Below are 19,447 nucleotides of genomic sequence, written 5' to 3' on the forward strand. Positions count from 1 at the left end.
GTAGCGCCAAGATGCCGCGACTCGCCTGTTTCAAGCCGCTTGGGCTTTACGCCTGCCTGCCCGCTGTGCCATGGCTGTGGCCACGGGGCAGAAGGGAGCGCGCAGGCGCATTCATTGAGGCATGTCGGCGATCGTCCAGTTCGAAAATGTCGGCCTGCGCTATGGTCTGGACAGCGAGACGCTGTCTGATGTCAGCTTCTCCCTGCATGGCGGCGGCTTCTATTTCCTGACCGGCGCATCGGGCGCGGGCAAGACCTCGCTGCTGAAGCTTCTCTACCTTGCGCAGCGGCCGAGCCGCGGCGTCATCCGCCTGTTTGGGGAAGATGTGGTGACTCTGCCCCGCAAGCGCCTGCCCGGCTTCCGCCGCCGCATCGGCGTCGTCTTTCAGGATTTCCGGCTGGTTCCGCACCTGTCGGCCTATGACAATATCGCCCTGCCGCTGCGCGTCGCGGGGATGGCCGAAAGCGAGATCGACGCGTCCGTCTCCGAAATGCTCAACTGGGTCGGTCTCGGCGATCGCGGCCAAGCGCGCCCCGCTACGCTCTCGGGCGGGGAGCAGCAGCGCGTCGCCATCGCCCGCGCCGTCATCGCTCGGCCCGAAATCCTGGTCGCCGACGAACCCACCGGCAACGTCGATGCCGACATGGCCCGCCGCCTGCTCACCCTGTTCGAAGCGCTCAACCGCCTTGGCACTACCATCGTCGTCGCCACCCACGACCTGCCGCTGATCGGCCAGGTGGAAGGCGCGCAGATGATGCGGCTGGACAAGGGGCGCCTGTCCGATCCCACCGGATCGCTGCGCTACCCGCCACGGCCTCAGGGGGTCGCCGCGTCATGACCGGCGCCGACCGCCGCGCCGCCTCCGCCGCGCGCCACCGGCTGCTGCCCGAAGGCCGCGTCGCGGGACCGATGCCGTGGGTCATCGCGATCATGATGTTCCTGACCGTGCTGGCCGCCGCCGCCGGTCTCGGCCTCGCCGCCGCCGTGCAGTCGGTGGGAGCTGATCTCGCCGGCCGCGCCACGGTGCAGATCGTCGAAGCCAATCCCGACCGGCGCGAGGCGCTGAGCGGAGAGGCGTCGCGCCTGCTGCGCAAATCCCCCGATGTGCAAGGCGTCCACCCCGTCGATCCTGCCGTGCTGGCCGACCAGATCCGCCCGTGGCTCGGCCAGGACGCGGCCAGCGGCGACCTGCCGATCCCGGCCCTGATCGATGTCGAGCTGAAGCCGGGCGCGACCCGGGCGCAGGTGCAGCGGCTCGGGCGCATCCTCGCCACCCTCTCGCCCCGCATCCGGGTCGAACCGCACGCCGCCTTCCTCCAGCCGCTTGGCAGCCTGCTCACTGCGCTCGGCGGTCTTGCCGCTGGCATCGTCCTGCTGATGGCGCTCGCCACCGCCGCCATAGTGGTGTTGGCCGCGCGTGCGGCGCATGACAGCCATCGCGGCACGATCGACGTCCTCCACCTCATGGGTGCGACCGATGTGCAGATCGCCCGGCTGTTCCAGCGCCGCATCGGCCTCGATGCGCTGTTCGGCGGCCTGCTCGGCTTCGTCACAGCGCTGCTCGTCATCATCCTGCTCGGCACGCGTCTCACCGCAACGGGGTCGGACCTGCTTGCCGCGATCAGCCTGCCGTGGAGCAGCTGGCTCATCCTCGCCGCGCTGCCGGTTGGCGGGGTGCTGCTCGCCACCCTCGCCGCACGCTGGACCGTCCTCCGCTCGCTGGGACGGCTGCTATGATCGTCCGTCTCTTCGCCGTGACGCTGCTCGCCTGGATGCTGGGCTTCGCCTGGTTCGCCATCTTCCTGCCGCAGCCGCTCGACGGCCGCCCCACCGATGCGATCGTGGTGCTGACCGGCGGCGCTGGCCGCATCGATCGCGGCCTCGCTCTGCTTCAGGAAGGTGCGGCGAAGCGAATGCTGATCTCCGGCGTCGATCGTTCCGTCCGCCCGTCCGAACTCGCCGCGCAATATGACGCGCCGGAACGCCTCTTCTCCTGCTGCATCACCCTTGGCCGCGAAGCGATCGATACCCGGTCGAACGCCATCGAAACCTCGCATTGGCTCGAACGGCGGCATTTCAAGACCGTCCGCCTCATCACGACCGACTGGCACATGCGCCGCGCCGCGCTCGAACTGCAGCAAGCGGTGCCGGGCCGGCTCACCATCGTCTATGACGCGGTGCCCAGCCGTCCCAGCCTCACCATGTTGCTGCGCGAATATAATAAATATCTGCTCCGCCGTGCCGCCGCGCTCGTCGGGATCTGATAGGGCGTTTCCATGATCACCGCCCTGCGCTCGCTGGCTTTCATGCTGATATTCTACACCGGTTCCGCGCTGCTGGTCCTTGCCGCGCTGATCGCCGCCTGGCCCTTTCCCCCCGCCGTGCCCGCCATTGCGACGGTGTGGAGCCGCTTCCACCGCTTCTGCACGCGCTGGCTGCTGGGGCAGAAAGTGCGGATCGACGGCGATCTGCCGCAGGGGCGCTATCTCTATATCGTGAAACATGAATCGATGTTCGAAACGATCGACCTGCTCTGCCTGTTCGATCGCCCCGTCATCGCGGCCAAGCGCGAACTGCTCGACATTCCGGTCTGGGGCCGGATCGCCCGGCTTTACGGCCTGATCCCGGTCGAACGCAGCGCGGGGGCCAGCGCCCTGCGCGCCTTGCGCGCCGCCGCCCGCGCCGCCACGGATCAGGGCCGCGCCGTCTGCCTCTTTCCTGAGGGCACCCGCGTTCCCCATGGCGAGAGGCCCCCGCTCCGCGCAGGCTTCGCTGGCCTCTATTCGCTGCTTCGCCTTCCCGTCGTCCCCATCGCGATCGACAGCGGCCGCCTCTCGCCGCGCGGCAAATTCATGAAGCGCGCGGGCACCATCACCTACAAGCCGGGCGAGATCATCCCCCCCGGCCTCGACCGCCGAGAAGCCGAAGCCCGCGTCCACGCAGCGATCAATGCGCTGAATGGAGCCTCCTCAGCCGCATCCCATCCCCCTTCGCCCTGAGCCTGTCGAAGGGCTTTCTCAAAATTGGTTCGAGCAGAGGCGCAGAGTACGCAAAGATATTTCTCTGCGATCTCTGCGCCGCCGCGTGAAATCTAATGCGACCGCCCAAAGTCCGGCTTGGGATCATCCTGCCCTTGCTCGATGATCGACCGCCGGATCGCCCGCGTCCGCGTGAACAGATTGAACAGCGCATCGCCGTCATTCCACCGGATCGCGCGCTGCAGGGCGGACAGATCCTCCGAAAAGCGTTGCAGCATCTCCAGCACCGCGTCCTTGTTCGCCAGGAACACGTCGCGCCACATGGTCGGGTCCGACGCCGCGATGCGGGTGAAGTCGCGGAAGCCGCCCGCTGAATATTTGATGACTTCCGACTGGGTCACATCCTCCAGGTCGCTGGCCGTGCCGACGATCGTATAGGCGATCAGGTGTGGCAGGTGGCTCGTCACCGCCAGCACCAGATCGTGATGCTGCGGGTCCATCGTTTCCACATCCGCGCCGACCCGGTGCCACAGCTCGGAAACCCGCGCCACTGCGGCGGGATCGGCATCGGCAGGCGGGGTGATGATGCACCAGCGGCCCCGAAACAGGCTGGCAAAGCCTGCCTCCGGCCCGCTATTTTCCGTACCCGCGACCGGATGCGCAGGAATGATCGCCCGGCCCGGCAGCGCGGCCGTCAGCTGCGCCAGCACATCGGCCTTGCACGAACCCACATCGCTGATGATCGCCTCGGCGGGCAGGTCGTCGGCAATCTCCGCCGCCGCCACGCCCATCGCGCGCACCGGCACGCACAGCACCACCAGATCGGCGTCGGTCACGCTCGCGCCCGCTGTGTCGGTCACATCGTCGCACAGGTCGATCGCCCGCGCGATCTGCCGTACGTTGGGATCGGCATCATGTCCGGTCACCCGCACGGTCGGCATATATTCGCGGATCGCCCGCGCCAGCGATGACCCGATCAGCCCCAGGCCGATGATGGTGACGCGGGAAAAGGGCAGCATGGTTCAGGCCGCCTCCGCCATCGCGCGCAGCTTCGCGGCGACCGCGCGCACCTGTTCTTCGGTGCCGATGGTGATGCGCAGGCCGTTGGGCAGTCCTTGGCCGGGCAGCCACCGGGTCGCGAAACCCTCGTCCCACAGCCCCTTCATCGCCGCCTCGGCCGTCAGCTTGCCGTTGAACAGGATCAGCAGGAAATTCGCCTTGCTTGGCACCGCCCGCAACCCATGGTTGGATAGCGACGCCACTTCGTCGGCCAGCCACTGCCGCCACTCGCGGTTATGCGTCCGGCTGGCTTCCACCCATGCCTGATCCTTCACGGCCGCGATCGCCGCAGCCTGGCCCGCCGTCGTCACGTTGAACGGCGCGCGGATGCGGTGCAGCGCGTCGATGATCTCCGCACTGGCATAGCCCCAGCCGATCCGCTCGGCGGCCAGGCCGTAAATCTTCGAAAAGGTGCGGGTGACCAGGACATTGCTGGCGGTCTTCGCCAGCTCCATCCCGCCATCATCCTCGTCTGCATCCAGATATTCGGCATAGGCCTGATCCAGCACGAACAGGATATCGGGACGCAGCGCCGCATGCAGCCGCGCAATCTCCTCGCGCGGGGTCATGGTGCCGGTCGGGTTGTTGGGATTGGCGAGGAAAACGACCTTGGTCTTCTCCGTCACGCAGGCCAGCAGCGCGTCCACATCGGTCGCATAATCCTTGTCCGGCGCGATCACCGGCGTCGCGCCCACGCGCCGCGCGGCGATGTCATAGACCGAAAAACCGTAATGGACGTACAGCACTTCATCGCCCGGCCCGGCATAGGCGCTGGCGGCGATGTGCAGCAGTTCGTCCGACCCGGTGCCATAGATCACCCGCGCGGGGTCGAGCCCATGCACCGCCGCGATCGCCTCACGCATCTTCGCTGCGCCCGGATCGGGATAGGTGGCGAGGTCCGCCGTCGCTGCGACCAGCGCCGCCCGCGCCGCTTCCCCCGTGCCCAGCGGATTTTCGTTCGCCGACAGCTTGATCAGCGGACGGCCGTCATCCGCAGCCGCCTTGCCGGGTACATAGGGCGAAATGCCCAGAATCCATTCCTTGGGTGCAGGTTTCGTCATGGCCCGCGCTTTAGCGCCATCCGCGCCAAAGGCAAAGCGCTGCTACACGACGGGTGTCACCAGCGGCTCGCCGGCCGCCCAGGCGTCCAGATTGGCCAGCACCAGGTCCGCCATCGCCTTGCGCGTGCTTTGCGTGGCGCTGCCCTGATGCGGTTGCAGCACGACATGATCCATCGCGAACAGCGCTTCGGGCACATGTGGTTCGTTCACGAACACGTCCAGCCCCGCGCCGCCGATCCGCCGCTCCGCCAGCGCCGCCACCAACGCATCCTCATCCACCACGCTGCCCCGGCTGATGTTGATGAGCACGCCCTGCGGCCCCAGCGCGTCCAGCACCGCCGCATTCACCAGCCGGTGCGCCTCCGGCCCGCCCGAAGTCGCGACGATGATCGCATCGCTCTCCCTCGCGAAGTCCTGCAGGTCGGCCACATAACGATATGCCACGCCGGTCACCGGCCGCCGATTATGATAGATGATCTCGCTCGCCACCGGCTCCAGCCGGCGGGCAATGGCGCGGCCGATCCGCCCCAGCCCCAATATCCCGATGCGCCGCCCGGTCACACTGCCGCTCAGCTGCGGCCTGTCCCCGCGCGCCCATGCGCCCGACCGCACCATCCGGTCGTTCGCCGCGATGTTGCGTACCGTGGCGTAGAGCAGCCCGACCGCCAGATCCGCCACATCGTCGGTCAGCACATCGGGCGTATTGCTGACCCTGATCCCCTTCGCGCGGGCATGGTCGATATCGACCTTGTCATAGCCTACCGAAAACAGCCCGATCATCTCCAGCTTGGGCAGCGCATCCATGATCGCCGCCGAAGCCCCCACCGCGCCGAAAGCCACCAGCGCCCGCGCCTCGCGCACCGCATCCTCCAGCCCGGCGGGATCGGCATCCACCGGCACATGATGCACGGTGAAGCGGGCCTGCAGCTGCTCCTCCAGATAGGGTGAAAGCGGACCATAGGCGACGAGGGAAACAGGGGGTCTTGCGCTCATCCGCTTCCTCTACCCCATAGCCTGCCGATTGACAGCCTCCGTCCGCAGTCCTAGCCCGCATCCCCATGGCCAGCGCCCCGCTTTCCGATGACAGCCGTTTCGGCCTCCGCCGTCAGGTCCGCCTGTCCGGTCCCCTGCGGCTGGACAGCGGCGCGGCGCTCGCGCCCGTCGATATCGCCTATGAAACCTATGGGCGGATGAATGAGGACAAATCCAACGTCATCCTCATCTGCCACGCGCTGACCGGCGACCAATATGTCGCGTCCGACCATCCGGTCACCGGCAAGCCCGGCTGGTGGTGGCGCATGGTGGGGGAGGGGAAGCCCGTCGACCCCGCCCGGCATTTCATCGTCTGCGCCAATGTGATCGGCAGCTGCATGGGCTCCAGCGGGCCTGCCAGCATCGACCCGGCGAGCAATACACCCTACGCCATGCGCTTCCCGGTGCTCACCATCGCCGACATGGTGCGCGCGCAGGCGCTGCTGCTCGACCATCTGGGCGTTGATCGCCTCTCCGCCGTCATCGGCGGCTCCATGGGCGGCATGCAGGCGCTCAGCTGGCCGACGATTTTCCCCGATCGTGTGGAAAGCTGCATCGTCATCGCCTCGACCGCCCGCCACAGCGCGCAGAATATCGCCTTCCACGAAGTCGGCCGCCAGGCGATCATGGCGGATCCCAACTGGCGCGGCGGCGACTATTATGCCGATGGCCAGGTGCCAAGCGCGGGCCTCGCTGTCGCGCGCATGGCCGCGCACATCACCTATCTCTCCGAAGCGGGCCTCACCGAAAAATTCGGCCGCCGCCTGCAGGGCCGGGATGCCAAGACCTTCGGCTTCGACGCCGACTTCCAGGTGGAAAGCTATCTGCGCCACCAGGGGTTGAGCTTCGTCGAGCGGTTCGACGCCAACAGCTATCTCTACATCACCCGCGCCATGGATTATTATGACATTGCGGAGGATCATGGCGGCAGCCTCGCCAAGGCGTTCACCGCCAGCAAGGCGCGTTTCTGCCTGGTCAGCTTCGACACCGACTGGCTCTACCCGACGGCGGAGTCCCGCTCCATCGTCCACGCCCTCAACGCCAGCGGCGCGCCAGCGAGCTTCGTCGAACTGTCGAGCCCCTTTGGTCACGACGCCTTCCTGCTCGAATGCCCCGAACTCAATCGCGTGGTGGACGGCTTCCTGAAGGGCGGCCGCGCATGAGCGAAGAGGGATTGCGCCCCGACCTTGCCCTGATCGCCCGCACCGTGACGCCAGGCGCCCGCGTACTGGACGTCGGCTGCGGTGATGGCGCGCTGATGGCGGCTCTGCGCGATGCCAAGCAGGTCGATGCCCGCGGCCTCGAAATAGACGGCAATAATGTCGCCGCCGCCGTCGGTCGCGGCCTGTCAGTGGTGCAGGGCGACGCCGACACCGACCTTAGCTATTATCCCGACGCCAGCTTCGACTATGCGATCTTGAGCCAAACGCTTCAGACCACCCGCCGCCCGGATCTGGTCGTGGAGGAACTGCTCCGCATCGGTCGCCAGGCGTTCGTATCCTTCCCCAACTTCGCCCATTGGCGCGGCAGGCTGTCGCTGATGTGGGGTGGCCGCATGCCGGTGACGCGCCTGCTGCCCGATACCTGGTACGACACGCTCAACATCCACCATGTCACGGTCGATGACTTCCGCGCGCTCGTAAAGGAGCGGGGCTGGACAATCGACGGCCAATGGTTCCTGAAGGGCGACAAGGAAACCACCCACGCGAACGCCAACCTGTTCGCTGAGCACGCCGTATTCCTCCTTCGGCGCTAATTACCCCTCAGCCATTTTCGTCACCCCGGGCTTGACCCGGGGTCCCGCTTCTTGTGCCTTGGCGCAGGCGGCGACGATGAGCGGGGGCCCCGGCTCAAGTCCGGAGTGACGGCGTCGCATGTGCCGATAGCGGACTTACCGCTCCTTCGTTGCGCTGAACTTCACCTTGGGATGCCGTTCCTGCTGATAGCCGATGTCCCACGCGCTCTTGGCCATGAACACCAGATTGCCGTCGCGATCCTTGGCCATGTTCGCCCCGTTGAACGACACCAGATCCTTGATCGCGGCATCATCCCCCGAAATCCAGCGCGCCGTGTCAAAGGGCGAAGGCTCCAGCCCCGCCGCCACCTTATACTCCGCCTCCAGCCGCGAAATCAGCACATCCAGCTGCAACTGCCCGACCACCCCGACGATCCAGTTCGATCCAATCTCCGGATAGAAAACCTGGATCACCCCCTCTTCGGACAGGTCGTCCAGCGCCTTCCTCAACTGCTTCGTCTTGGTCGGGTCCTTCAGCGCCACGCGCCGCAGGATTTCCGGCGCGAAGTTCGGCAGGCCGGTAAAGCGCACGCCCGCTTTCTCCGACAGCGTGTCGCCCACCCGCAACGTTCCGTGGTTGGGAATACCGATGATGTCGCCCGGAAAAGCCTCGTCCGCAATCTCACGGTCCTGCGCGAAGAAGAGGATGGGCGAATGCACCGCGATCGGTTTGCCCGACCCGCTCGGCGTCAGCTTCATGCTCCGTTTGAACTTGCCCGAACACAGCCGCATGAAGGCGATGCGGTCGCGATGCTGCGGGTCCATGTTCGCCTGCACCTTGAAGATGAAGCCGGTCACTTCGCTATCTTCCGGCTCCACCGGCGCGGGCTCGGCCGGCTGCGCGCGCGGCGGCGGCGCATGGGCGGCAAGCGCATCGATCAGTTCGGTCACGCCGAACAGCTTCAGCGCCGACCCGAAATAAACCGGCGTCAAATCACCATGGCGATAGGCGGCCAGATCGAAATCGGCATAGCCGCCGACCGCCAGCTCCGCCTCCTCGCGCAGCTTCTCCAGCCCTTGCGCGGAAATATGCTCCGCCAGCGCATCGTCATCGATGCCCTCGACGAATACTTCCTTGCCTTCAAACTCCTTGGAAGGACCGCTGGGCTGGCGCAGCCGGTTCTTGGCGAAGTCGTAAATTCCCTCGAACGTCCCGCCCATGCCGACCGGCCAACTCATCGGGCATACGTCCAGCGCCAGAGCGTCCGCCACCTCGTCCAGCAGGGCAAAGGCGTCACGCCCCTCGCGGTCCACCTTGTTCACGAAAGTGATGATCGGCACGTTGCGCAGGCGGCAGACCTCGAACAGCTTGCGCGTCTGCGGCTCAATGCCCTTGGCCGCGTCGATCACCATGACGGCGGAATCGACAGCGGTCAGCGTGCGATAGGTGTCTTCGGAAAAATCCTCGTGCCCCGGTGTGTCGAGCAGGTTGAAGGTGATGCCGTCCCGCTCGAACGTCATGACCGAGCTGGTGACGGAAATGCCGCGCTGCTGCTCGATCTTCATCCAGTCAGACCGCGCCCGCCGGTTCGCCCCGCGCGCCTTGACCTCACCCGCCAGGTGAATCGCGCCACCTTCCAGCAGCAGCTTTTCGGTCAGCGTGGTCTTACCGGCGTCAGGGTGGGAAATGATCGCGAAGGTACGGCGGGATGGAATGGTCATGGCGCGCCATATAGCGAATGTGGGAGGATTCGCCAGCCGTGCGTCCGAACGCCGCGAACGTCACTTCAACTCAGACGAAGCTTATTCCACCACCGTCGCGTCCATGCGGAACCGCCGCTCATCCCCCGGCAGCAACCGCATGATCCCCTGCTTCTCCCATACATCGCCGTCAAACCCCACCAGGTCCGCCATGCCCGCCCAGGGCTCCACGCACAGATAATGCGCGCCCGGCTTCTGCCACAGCCCCAGCCAAGGCGTATCGGGAAAGTCGATCTTCAGCCGCGTCCGCCCCGGCACGCCCCAATACAAGCTATGGCTCGCCATCTCGTCCCAGATCAGCGCATCGCCCTCAAACATCGCATGGCTCGGCGTCAGCATATTGCCCTCGACCGGCGACGGCACGCTCTCCCGCGCGATCAGCCCCGGCTCATCCCCCACCTTCCGGATCGGGGCGGGCTCCGCCTTCTCGAATTCCACGACGTGCGCCTCTGCCGCTCCACCATAAGGCAGCGGCCAGGCGAAGGCGGGATGATAGCCAAAGGAAAAAGGCATGTCCGCCTCGCCCCGGTTCATGACGGTAGCCGTCATCATCAACGTGCCGCCTGCAACCGCGAACTGCATGTCCAGCCGGAAATCGAACGGATAGACCGCCCGCGTTTCCGCATCCGCCTCCAGCCGAAAGGTCACCGATTCGGGCAGATGCTCCACCTGCGCAAAGGCCATGCGCCGTGCAAAGCCATGCTGCGGCATCGGAAATTCATGCCCGTCCAGCCGATAGACATCCCCGCGCGACCGCCCGACGAAGGGAAAGAGCAAAGGCGCATGCCCCGTCCACCAACGCGGATCGGCATCGGTCATCAGTTCGCGGCCGTCCCCGTCGGTGAGCGACCAAAGCTCCGCGCCCAGCGGGTTGATGGAGGCGGTGAGGCCGTCCGAAGCGATCGTAATCAACTCGTCCATCGCACACCCCCTGTATGATGTTCACTGGGTCAATCGAGATCGTCACCCCGGACTTGATCCGGGGTCCCGCTTCCTCGTTCGCATGGCTGAAGAAAAGCGGGGTCCCGGGTCAAGCCCGGGACGAGGGCAAGGAAACTACCGCAGGTTCAGCCCCCTCCCTACCCCCGTTCGTTTCGAGCGAAGTCAAGATCGAACCAAACCGCCTGGATTACCCCCGCAGCGTTCCGCCCAACTTCTCCGCAGCCTTCACCACTGCAGCACTGATGGCGTCCAACTCCTCTTGTGAGAAGCTCTTGTCTCCCGGCTGCAACGTCACCTCGATGGCTAGGCTCTTGCGCCCCTCATCGACGCCCGGCCCGACAAACACATCGAACAACCGCGCATCGACGATCGCCTTCTTGTCCGCGCCCTTGACCGCGCGCACCAGCGCGTCCGCCTCGACCGCCTCATCCACGACAAAGGCGAAGTCGCGCTTCACCGCCTGCAACGCGGGCGGCGCATAGGGCGCACGCATGAAGCCGCTCTTCCGCTTGGCCGGGATCGCATCCAGGAAGATCTCGCCCGCGACCACAGTGCCGGTCAGGCCAAATTGCTTAGCCAGCGAAGGATGTAGCACCCCGAATTCGGCCAGCACCACTTTCGGCCCCAGCCGCAGCGTCCCCGACTGTCCCGGATGATAAGCGCCCGAAGCATCGCCGAAGTTCTGCAGGTTCGCCACCGGCGCGCCAGCGGCCGCCAGCAGCGCCAATACTTCCGCCTTGGCATCGAAGGCCGAGAAAGCCTGCGCCTTGCCCGTCTGCCAGCCGCGCGGCGTCTTCTCGCCCGCCAGCACGAAGCCGATGGTCGCCCGCTCCTTTTCGGCGAAATAGCGCCGTCCCACCTCGAACAGCCGCACCGAAGCCGCGCCGCGATCCATGTTCCGCCGCGTCGCCGACAGCAGGCCGGGCAGCAGCGACGGCCGCATGACCTTCAGATCCTCCGAAATCGGATTGGCGAGCGTCCAGTGGCCGCCGCCGACTGACGCGGCTTCCTTCTCCGAAATGAAGGACCAGTTGATCGCCTCGGCCAGGCCGCGGGCCGCCGCCGTGCGCCGTACCCGCCGTTCGACCAGTTGCTCCGCCGTCGCCGTCGGCCGCGCCACGCCGGGTGCGCGGGGCAGGGGGGTGGAGGGCACCTGATCCAGCCCGACGATCCGCACCACTTCCTCGACCAGATCGGGCCAGCCATCGACGTCCCGCCGCCAGCTCGGCACGGAAACGCTCCAATGGGCGGGCGTCGTCACCGGCATGCCGTCTTCATATTCGAAGGTGGCGTCACGCCCCTCCACGCCAAAGCCCAGGCTTTCAAGGATGCGCTTCTGCTCGTCATCGCTCACATAGACGCCTGCCAGCGCCAGGCATTGCGACGGCTCGTAGCGGACGATCTTGTTGGCGATCGGCGGCTCACCGGCACGCGTCGCCTGGCTCGGCGTGCCGCCGCACAGCTTCACCACCAGGTCGGTCGCGATCGACAGGCCATCATCCAGGAAGGCCGGATCGACCCCGCGCTCGAACCGTCCGCGTGCGTCGCTGGTCAGGCCCAGCTTCTGCCCGGTCACCGCAATCCGCTCCGGCGTGAAGTAAGCGCATTCGATCAGCACGTCTGTCGTGGCGTCGGTCGCGCCCGAATGCTCGCCGCCCATGATGCCGCCAATGTCGTGCACCGCTTCATCGTCGGCGATGACGGTCATCGTCTCGTCAACCGTGTAGGTCTTGCCGTTGAGCGCCAGCACCTCTTCGCCCGCCTTGCCTTTGCGCGCCGTCAGCGGACCCTTCAGCGTCGCCATGTCATAGACATGCAGCGGACGGCCAAGGTCGATCATCAGATAATTGGTGATATCGACCAGCGTGCTGATCGGCTTCTGCCCGATGGCTTTCAGTCGTCGCGCCATCCATTCGGGCGACTGACCGTTGGTGACGCCCCGCACCGTGCGCGCGAAGAAGGCCGGGCAGCCATCTTCATCCTCGACCCGGACTTCCGGCCCCGGACCCACGCCCTCGACCGCTGGAACGATGATCGGATTGAGCGTGCCCAAGCCCGCCGCCGCCAAATCGCGCGCAATCCCCCGCACGCCCATGCAGTCCTGGCGATTAGGTGTTATACTCACATCAATCACCGGGTCATCGAGCCCCGCCCACCGGGCATAGACCTCTCCCACCGGAGAATCCGCGTTTAATTCGATGATTCCTTCATGGTCTTCGCCCAGTTCCAGTTCGCGGAACGAACACATCATCCCGTTGGACTCGACCCCGCGAATGGCGGTCTTCTTCAGAACCATGCCGTTCACCGGCACTACCGCGCCCTCGGTCCCGAACACGCCGACGAGTCCCGCGCGCGCATTGGGCGCACCACAGACGACCTGCAAAGCGCCATCGCCCGCATCCACCGTCAGCACCTGCAGCTTGTCCGCCTGCGGATGCGGTTCCGCCGTCAGCACCCTGGCGATGCGGAATGCGCCCAGCTTCTCGGCCGGATTCTCCACCCCCTCGACCTCCAGACCGATGTTCGTCAGACCCTTCAGGATCGTCGGCAGATCGGCATCGGTGTTGAGATGCGTCTTGAGCCAGCTCAGCGTGAACTTCATGCGCCGACTCCTCCGCTCAGCGTGGGAACGTCCAGCGCCGAAAAGCCATAATGTTTCAGCCAGCGCAGATCGCCGTCGAAGAAAGCGCGCAAGTCGTTCATCCCATATTTCAGCATCGCCAGCCGATCGACGCCTGTGCCGAAGGCAAAGCCCTGCCACTCATCCGGGTCCAGTCCACACGCCTCGATCACCCGGCGATTGACCATGCCGCTGCCCAATACTTCCAGCCAGCCGCCGCCCGGCGCATCACCGTCGCCGCCAATGACCCGCTGACCGTTGGTGAGCGTGTAACCCACATCCACTTCCACCGAAGGCTCGGTGAAGGGGAAATAGCTCGGCCGCAGCCGCAGAACGATATCGTCCCGCTCGAAAAAGGCCTTGAGGAAGGTCTCCAGCGTCCATTTGAGGTGCCCAAGGGTGATGCCCTTGTCGATCACCAGCCCTTCGATCTGATGGAACATCGGCGTATGCGTCGCGTCGCTATCCGACCGATAGACCCGGCCCGGCGCGATGATGCGGATCGGTGGCTCGCCGTTCATCATCGTGCGGATCTGCACCGGCGAAGTATGGGTGCGCAGCAGCATCTTCTTGCCCGATTCAGCGTCGGGGAAATAGAAGGTGTCATGCATCGCTCGCGCCGGATGCGTCTCGGGAATGTTGAGCGCCGTGAAATTATGCCAGTCGTCCTCGATCTCCGGCCCAGTCGCCACGGAAAAGCCGAGGTCGGCGAAAATCTCCGCCAGTTCGTCCATCACCTGAGAGACCGGATGCACCGATCCCTGCGGGCCGATGTCGGCGGGCAGGGTCATGTCGATCTTCTCGGCCGCAAGCTTCGCGTCCAGCACAGCCTGCTCCAGCGCCGCCTTCCTCTCGGCCAGCGCCGCCGTCACACTCTCCCGCAGGTCCTGGATCGGCGGGCCTTTCTCCAGTCGCTCCTCCGGGCTCATCGGTCCCAAGGTCTTGAGCAGCCCCGTCACCACCCCATTCTTGCCCATGGCGCCGACGCGCAGCGCTTCCAGCGCATCGAGCGTATCGGCGGCGGCGATGTCGGCGATCAGGCCGGCTTTCAGATTGGAAATCTCACTCATGATTCTTCGTCATTCCCGCGAAGGCGAAAGTTGTGCGGGCCTTAGCCGGGCGCGAGCGCCAAGAAAAGGGTCAGGCCCGCGCGCCCAGCAGCGCCCCGCCAAATCCAATGAAGAGCAGGCCCGTTCCTCGATTGAACAGCCGCTGCCGGTTGGCCGGCTCCAGCCAGCGCTTCAGCTTCATGCCGCCGAGCGCATAGACGCTGTACCAGAAGCTTTCGATCACCACGAAACTTGCCACCAGTATCGCCAACTGCACCGCGAAAGGCCGGGTGGTGTCGATGAACTGCGGAAACAGCGCGGCGGCAAAGATGATGAGCTTGGGATTGGACAGTCCGGTCAGCAGCGCCGTGCCATAAAGCTTGCTGGTGCGCTGAGCCTGCCCCGCGTCAGCATCGCCGCCGCCAGTTGCCGGAGCGCGCCATGCCTTGATCCCCAACCAGATCAGATAGGCCACGCCCGCATAGCGCAGCACATCGAACAGGCGCGGGGATGCCTTCAGCAGCGCGCCCAGACCCAGCGCGGAGGCGATGAGGCACAGCAGCACCGCGCTCATCAGCCCCGCCATGGTGGCCATCGCCTTGCGCGGACCATGGGCGATGCTCTGCGTCATCACATGCAGCATGTTCGGTCCCGGCGTCGCCGAGATCAGGAAAACCGCCGTGATATAGAGCCACCAGACATGCAGCGACATGGGATCAGCCTCCTTTGCTCACCCTCGTTTGGGCTGAGCCTTTCAAAGCCGCGCGCCCTTCGACAGGCTCAGGGCGAACGGAGATTGGACTGAAAAACAAAAGGGGCGCCGGAAGCTTCTGCCCCGGCGCCCCTTTGGACGATCTTTCGACCGAACCGGATCAGGCTGCGGGCAGCGCAGCCTTCGCTTGAGCGATGATGGCGCTAAACGCCTCGCCTTCGTGCATCGCAATGTCGGCCAGAACCTTGCGGTCCAGATCGACGCCGGCCAGCTTCAGCCCGTGCATGAACTGCGAATAGGTCAGGCCCTCGGCGCGGACACCGGCGTTGATGCGCTGGATCCACAGGCCACGGAAGGTCCGCTTCTTGACCTTGCGGTCGCGATAAGCGTACTGGCCGGCCTTTTCGACGGCCTGGCGAGCGATACGGATCGTATTCTTGCGACGGCCATAATAGCCCTTCGCCTGATCTAGAATCCTCTTATGCTTCGCCTTGGTGGTCGTGCCACGTTTTACGCGTGCCATGTGCCTCTACTCCTTACTTGAGGCCATAGGGCGCCCAGAGGCGCACATGTGCCACGTCGGCATCGGACATGACCGACGTGCCGCGGTTCTGGCGGATATATTTTGCGTTGTGGCTGATCAGGCGGTGACGCTTGCCAGCGACGCCGTGCTTGACCTTGCCGGAAGCGGTGAACTTGAAGCGCTTCTTCACACCGCTCTTGGTCTTGAGCTTGGGCATTTTCGTCTCCTTTTACAGCGCGACGATTACGGACAGCCACGGCAGCCCTAGTTAGCCGGGCGGTCCTTCCGAATATCGCGAAGGGCGGCCCATAGTCGGATGCGTCGTCCAAGGCAAGGTGATTCGGACCCAAAAGCGCGAACCGGCGTTGTTGCGCCATGGCCGACGCCGATCCCCTCCGGCCGGGCACCCCGGCCACCGCGGGTCCCTCATCCCGCCCTGTCGGGGTGGGTTTGGGCCATTATTGGGCGCGCACGCGCGAAGGCTGGCACAAGGTCCCGCTGCCGCTCCGCATCCTTGCCTATATCATAGGCTTCATCTTTCTCCTCTGGCTCATCCTGTTCATCACCAAGGGGCGCTTCCTCAAGCATCCGTTCGAACGTTTCCTTACCAGCCGGCTTGAACGGACCGTCAAGATAGGGGGCGATTTTCAGCTCTATTTTGACCCGATCACCATCAAGTTCCGCGCGGAAAACATGGCGATCGCCAACACGCCCTGGGCCAGCCGCCCCAATTTCTTCCACGCCGACCTCATCGACACGCGCATCGCTCCCTTGAGTCTTCTCTTCGGAGACAAATATCGTGTTCGCTGGCTGGAGCTGCGCAATGGTGCGGCCGACCTGGAATGGTCGCGCGATGGGAAGAGCAACACATGGACCTTCGGTGATCCCAACAAGAAGGGCGAGCCGCTCGATCTGCCTCTTGTCCGGCGGGCGCTGCTGGCAGGCACCACGCTCCGCTACCGCGATCCGCGCATGCAATTGCGTACGGATATCCGTTTTGAAACGGTAAAGGCGCAGGACACCCGCTTCGCCAGCGACGTTCGCTTTTCCGGCGACGGTATGATGCGCGACCGTCCTTTCACCCTGCGCGGCGGCCTTCTCTCTCCCAATGAAACCGTGACGGGCGGCAAGAACAGTCTTGCGCTCCACGCCCAATCAGGCGCCACCGTGATGGAGGTCAGCGGCACGCTGCCCGGAGCCACCGAGATTGAGGGCGCGGACCTGCGGCTTCTCACGCGCGGGCCCAATCTTGCCCTGCTGTTCGACTTTCTGGGCGTCGCCATCCCGGAAACCCGCACCTATCGGATTACCTCGGCACTTACCAAACAGGATGGCGAGTGGCGCTTCACGCATCTCAAAGGGCGCTTCGGCGACAGCGACCTTGCGGGCCGCATGACGGTGTCCATGCCGAAAAATCGTCTGCGGCTGAAGGCGGACCTCACCACCCAGACGCTCGACATCATCGATGTGGGCCCCTTCATCGGTTACAACCCCCAGAGGCTGGAGGCGCAGGGTGCTGATGGGGCCATCCAGAATGTCGGCGGTGCGCCCCGCATCCTGCCCGATGCCCCGCTGCGCGTCGAAGCGCTGCGCAATTTCGACGCGAATGTCCGCTATGATGTTCGCCGCGTCCGTGCCCCCAACGTGCCCATCTCCAATATTGGCCTGACGCTGGCATTGGAACGCAGCCTGCTGACGCTCTCCCCGCTCACCTTCGACATGTCGGGCGGCCATGTGAGTTCGGACATAGACATCAACGCGCGCGGCCGGCCGGTGCGGACCAGCTATGACGTCCGGCTGTCGCCCACGCCGATGGGAAAGCTGCTCGGCCGCTGGGGGGTGGAAGAATCCGGCACGACCGGCATCATCAAGGCGCGCGCGCAGATGACCGGGCTTGGGGACACGGTGCATGATTCGCTCAGCACCTCCAATGGCCGCATTGCGGTGATCCTGCCTGCAGGCACCATGTGGGCGCGTAATGTCCAGCTGTCGGAACTCGACATCGGCACCTTCATCACCAAGATGTTCGAAAAGAAGCTGAAAGAGCCGGTCCAGATCAATTGCGGGCTCATAGCTTTCACCGTCCGCAACGGCATTGCCGCCGCCGATCCCATCATCATCGATACGAAGAAGAATGTGATGCTGGGGCGGGGAGGCTTCTCCTTCAAGAATGAAAGTCTCGACCTCGCCTTCCGCGCCGATGGCAAGAAGTTCAGCCTTTTCTCGGGCCAGTCGCCGATCGGCATCAACGGCTATTTCGCCAAGCCCGGCATCAACGTGATCAGTCCCGAACTGATCGCCAGGGGCGGCGCGGCGGCGGCGCTCGGCATCGCTGCAAGCCCGCTTGCCGCCGTTCTCGCCTTCGTCGATGTGGGCGATGCGAAAAGCGCCGCCTGCGGTCCCGTACTCGCCGGGGCCACGGCCGCCGCTCAACGTACCAAGAGCGGAAAGCCCCGCGACGATGTGGGCCGGGGCACCACGGCGAAGGAAGAATCCGGCAGGGCTAGTTCCAGGGAGAAGAAAGAGCAGAAGAAGAAATTTCTCGGGATATTCTAACCCTGCGCCAGCCTCATCCCTGATAGACGAGACTCCATGATCATCCGCACGACCCGCTGGGACGTCCTCACCGCGGATATCACCCGCTGCGCCACAGACGCGATCGTCAACGCCGCCAACAATTCATTGCTCGGCGGGGGCGGGGTGGATGGCGCAATCCATCATGCCGCCGGGCCTGAACTGCTCGCGGAATGCCGCACCCTTGGCGGATGCCCGACCGGGCAAGCACGGATCACCCGCGGCTACAAATTGCCCGCTGCTCATGTCATCCACACCGTCGGCCCCGTCTGGAGAGGGGGAGGCATGGGCGAACATGACCTGCTCGCCAGCTGCTATCGCTCGTCGCTTGGCCTCGCGAGGGATCATATGCTGCGCAGCATAGCCTTTCCGGCTATCTCCACCGGCATCTATGGATTCCCCAAGGATCAGGCGTCGCTGATCGCCGCCCGCGCGGTTCGGGAGGAACTTGCCGCCTTCCCCAACGCCTTCGATCTCATTCTCTTCATCTGCTTCGATGAAGACAGCGCTGACATCTATAGCCGCGCCGTGGAAGAACAGGCAGCCTGACCGTCAATGGTCGTGATGCCCTTCGGCGAGAGCCTCCAGCACGTCATCCAGCCGGGCAGGGTCGCCAAGCGCGATCACCCGGCCGTCGCTCTCCGCGGTGATCGGATCGCCAGCCCAGTCGCACATGCGCCCGCCAGCGCCTTCAACCACCGGCACCAGCGCGGCGATATCGTGCAGCTTCAGGCCCGCTTCGATGACGATGTCCACATGCCCTGACGCGACCAGCCCATAATTGTAGCAGTCACCACCCCACACGGTATCGCGGCATTGGCCTGCGAGGCGGGAGAAATGTTCGCCGGTACAGGCTGGGAAATATTGTGGCCCGGTGCTGGCGACGATCGCTTCCTCAAGCGACCGGCAGGCCCGCGTCGTCACCGGCAAGCCGTTGAAGGTCGTCGGCTGCCCCATCATTCCGGCCCAGCGTTCGTTCGTGATCGGCTGGTCGATAATGCCGATCGTCGGCCAGCCTGCCTGGGTGAGCGCGATCAGCGTGCCGAAGATCGGACGCCCGGCGATGAAGCTGCGCGTCCCGTCGATCGGATCGAGTATCCACACCCGCTCCGCATCCTCGCGCGTTGCGCCATATTCCTCGCCGATGATGCCGTCCTGCGGCCGCTCCGTTTCGAGTATGGCCCGGATGGCCCCCTCGGCGGCGCGATCGGCCTCTGTCACCGGCGACTTGTCGGACTTGAACTCCATGTCATAGCGCGCGCGGAAAAAGGGCCGGATCGCCGTCGCGGCGGCATCGGCAAGGCGGTGGGCAAGGGCCAGGTCATCGCGGGTGGTCATGGCTCTCCGCCTAGCGGGAAAGCGCCGGGCGCGCTAGGCTGCACCATTCCGATTCCTCGCCCG

At 65.2% G+C, this 19,447-nt stretch carries 19 protein-coding genes; 8 read left to right on the plus strand and 11 right to left on the minus strand.

Features of this window, described 5'->3' with window-relative positions; translation table 11 throughout:
• Window positions 1–121: 121 nt before the first annotated feature.
• The 4 genes from ftsE to ACZ5Y5_RS12270 are packed head-to-tail and all read left to right on the plus strand — an operon-like array spanning window position 122 to window position 2,999.
• A complete protein-coding gene (gene ftsE, locus ACZ5Y5_RS12255; protein ID WP_464808892.1) occupies window positions 122–838 on the plus strand; it encodes a cell division ATP-binding protein FtsE in 717 nt (238 codons plus the stop codon).
• On the plus strand, window positions 835–1,737 hold the full coding sequence (locus ACZ5Y5_RS12260; protein ID WP_464808893.1) for a cell division protein FtsX: 903 nt from the start codon (window positions 835–837) through the stop codon (window positions 1,735–1,737). The genes ftsE and ACZ5Y5_RS12260 overlap by 4 nt, the downstream gene beginning before the upstream one ends.
• Window positions 1,734–2,264: a YdcF family protein gene (locus ACZ5Y5_RS12265; RefSeq protein ID WP_464808894.1), complete on the plus strand. Its 531-nt coding sequence runs from the start codon at window positions 1,734–1,736 to the stop codon at window positions 2,262–2,264. Before ACZ5Y5_RS12260 ends, ACZ5Y5_RS12265 begins: the two co-directional genes overlap by 4 nt.
• A gap of 12 nt (window positions 2,265–2,276) precedes the next feature.
• Entirely contained in the window at window positions 2,277–2,999 is a 723-nt protein-coding gene (locus tag ACZ5Y5_RS12270; protein ID WP_464808895.1) for a lysophospholipid acyltransferase family protein, read from the plus strand.
• A gap of 92 nt (window positions 3,000–3,091) precedes the next feature.
• On the opposite strand, the gene ACZ5Y5_RS12275 is transcribed toward ACZ5Y5_RS12270, so the two are convergent.
• From ACZ5Y5_RS12275 to ACZ5Y5_RS12285, 3 genes are read right to left on the minus strand one after another with little or no spacing between them, the layout of a single operon-like run.
• Window positions 3,092–3,997, minus strand: a complete 906-nt coding sequence (locus tag ACZ5Y5_RS12275) for a prephenate/arogenate dehydrogenase family protein (protein ID WP_464808896.1) — start codon at window positions 3,995–3,997, stop codon at window positions 3,092–3,094.
• Window positions 3,998–4,000: 3 nt separating this feature from the next.
• On the minus strand, window positions 4,001–5,098 hold the full coding sequence (gene hisC / locus ACZ5Y5_RS12280) for a histidinol-phosphate transaminase (RefSeq protein ID WP_464808897.1): 1,098 nt from the start codon (window positions 5,096–5,098) through the stop codon (window positions 4,001–4,003).
• A 42-nt stretch (window positions 5,099–5,140) separates the two neighbouring features.
• Complete coding sequence (locus ACZ5Y5_RS12285) at window positions 5,141–6,091, minus strand: 2-hydroxyacid dehydrogenase (protein ID WP_464808898.1); 951 nt, start codon at window positions 6,089–6,091, stop codon at window positions 5,141–5,143.
• Between the two features lie 65 nt (window positions 6,092–6,156).
• On the opposite strand from ACZ5Y5_RS12285, the gene metX reads away from it, so the two are divergent.
• Together metX and metW are read left to right on the plus strand one after the other, a co-directional pair.
• A complete protein-coding gene (gene metX, locus ACZ5Y5_RS12290; RefSeq protein WP_464808899.1) occupies window positions 6,157–7,293 on the plus strand; it encodes a homoserine O-acetyltransferase MetX in 1,137 nt (378 codons plus the stop codon).
• Window positions 7,290–7,886: a methionine biosynthesis protein MetW gene (gene metW, locus ACZ5Y5_RS12295; protein ID WP_464808900.1), complete on the plus strand. Its 597-nt coding sequence runs from the start codon at window positions 7,290–7,292 to the stop codon at window positions 7,884–7,886. The genes metX and metW overlap by 4 nt, the downstream gene beginning before the upstream one ends.
• Window positions 7,887–8,021: 135 nt before the next feature.
• Here metW and ACZ5Y5_RS12300 read toward each other — a convergent pair whose 3' ends face one another.
• The 7 genes from ACZ5Y5_RS12300 to rpmI all read right to left on the minus strand — a co-directional run bounded on the left by ACZ5Y5_RS12300 (window position 8,022) and on the right by rpmI (window position 15,689).
• The gene (locus tag ACZ5Y5_RS12300) at window positions 8,022–9,587 is read right to left on the minus strand and encodes a peptide chain release factor 3 (protein WP_464808901.1); all 1,566 of its coding nucleotides are present in this window, start codon (window positions 9,585–9,587) and stop codon (window positions 8,022–8,024) included.
• Window positions 9,588–9,668: 81 nt separating this feature from the next.
• A complete protein-coding gene (locus ACZ5Y5_RS12305) occupies window positions 9,669–10,547 on the minus strand; it encodes an aldose 1-epimerase family protein (protein WP_464808902.1) in 879 nt (292 codons plus the stop codon).
• A gap of 208 nt (window positions 10,548–10,755) precedes the next feature.
• A complete protein-coding gene (gene pheT, locus ACZ5Y5_RS12310; RefSeq protein WP_464808903.1) occupies window positions 10,756–13,170 on the minus strand; it encodes a phenylalanine--tRNA ligase subunit beta in 2,415 nt (804 codons plus the stop codon).
• Window positions 13,167–14,258 (minus strand): phenylalanine--tRNA ligase subunit alpha, encoded by a 1,092-nt coding sequence (gene pheS / locus ACZ5Y5_RS12315; RefSeq protein WP_464808904.1) that lies wholly within the window; start codon window positions 14,256–14,258, stop codon window positions 13,167–13,169. The genes pheT and pheS overlap by 4 nt, the downstream gene beginning before the upstream one ends.
• A gap of 70 nt (window positions 14,259–14,328) precedes the next feature.
• Window positions 14,329–14,949, minus strand: coding sequence for a LysE family translocator (locus ACZ5Y5_RS12320; RefSeq protein ID WP_464808905.1), 621 nt, complete (start codon window positions 14,947–14,949; stop codon window positions 14,329–14,331).
• A gap of 160 nt (window positions 14,950–15,109) precedes the next feature.
• Window positions 15,110–15,472 (minus strand): 50S ribosomal protein L20, encoded by a 363-nt coding sequence (rplT, locus tag ACZ5Y5_RS12325; RefSeq protein ID WP_022682430.1) that lies wholly within the window; start codon window positions 15,470–15,472, stop codon window positions 15,110–15,112.
• 13 nt (window positions 15,473–15,485) lie between these two features.
• Window positions 15,486–15,689 (minus strand): 50S ribosomal protein L35, encoded by a 204-nt coding sequence (rpmI, locus tag ACZ5Y5_RS12330; protein WP_007689506.1) that lies wholly within the window; start codon window positions 15,687–15,689, stop codon window positions 15,486–15,488.
• A gap of 158 nt (window positions 15,690–15,847) precedes the next feature.
• Between rpmI and ACZ5Y5_RS12335 the strand changes: the two genes are divergently transcribed.
• Both ACZ5Y5_RS12335 and ACZ5Y5_RS12340 read left to right on the plus strand, forming a co-directional pair.
• Window positions 15,848–18,028 (plus strand): AsmA family protein, encoded by a 2,181-nt coding sequence (locus ACZ5Y5_RS12335; protein ID WP_464808906.1) that lies wholly within the window; start codon window positions 15,848–15,850, stop codon window positions 18,026–18,028.
• Window positions 18,029–18,064: 36 nt separating this feature from the next.
• On the plus strand, window positions 18,065–18,595 hold the full coding sequence (locus ACZ5Y5_RS12340; protein WP_464808907.1) for an O-acetyl-ADP-ribose deacetylase: 531 nt from the start codon (window positions 18,065–18,067) through the stop codon (window positions 18,593–18,595).
• A 3-nt stretch (window positions 18,596–18,598) separates the two neighbouring features.
• Here ACZ5Y5_RS12340 and hisN read toward each other — a convergent pair whose 3' ends face one another.
• A complete protein-coding gene (hisN, locus tag ACZ5Y5_RS12345) occupies window positions 18,599–19,384 on the minus strand; it encodes a histidinol-phosphatase (RefSeq protein WP_464808908.1) in 786 nt (261 codons plus the stop codon).
• Window positions 19,385–19,447 lie beyond the last annotated feature (63 nt).

Source organism: Sphingobium sp. TomTYG65, from assembly GCF_055395525.1.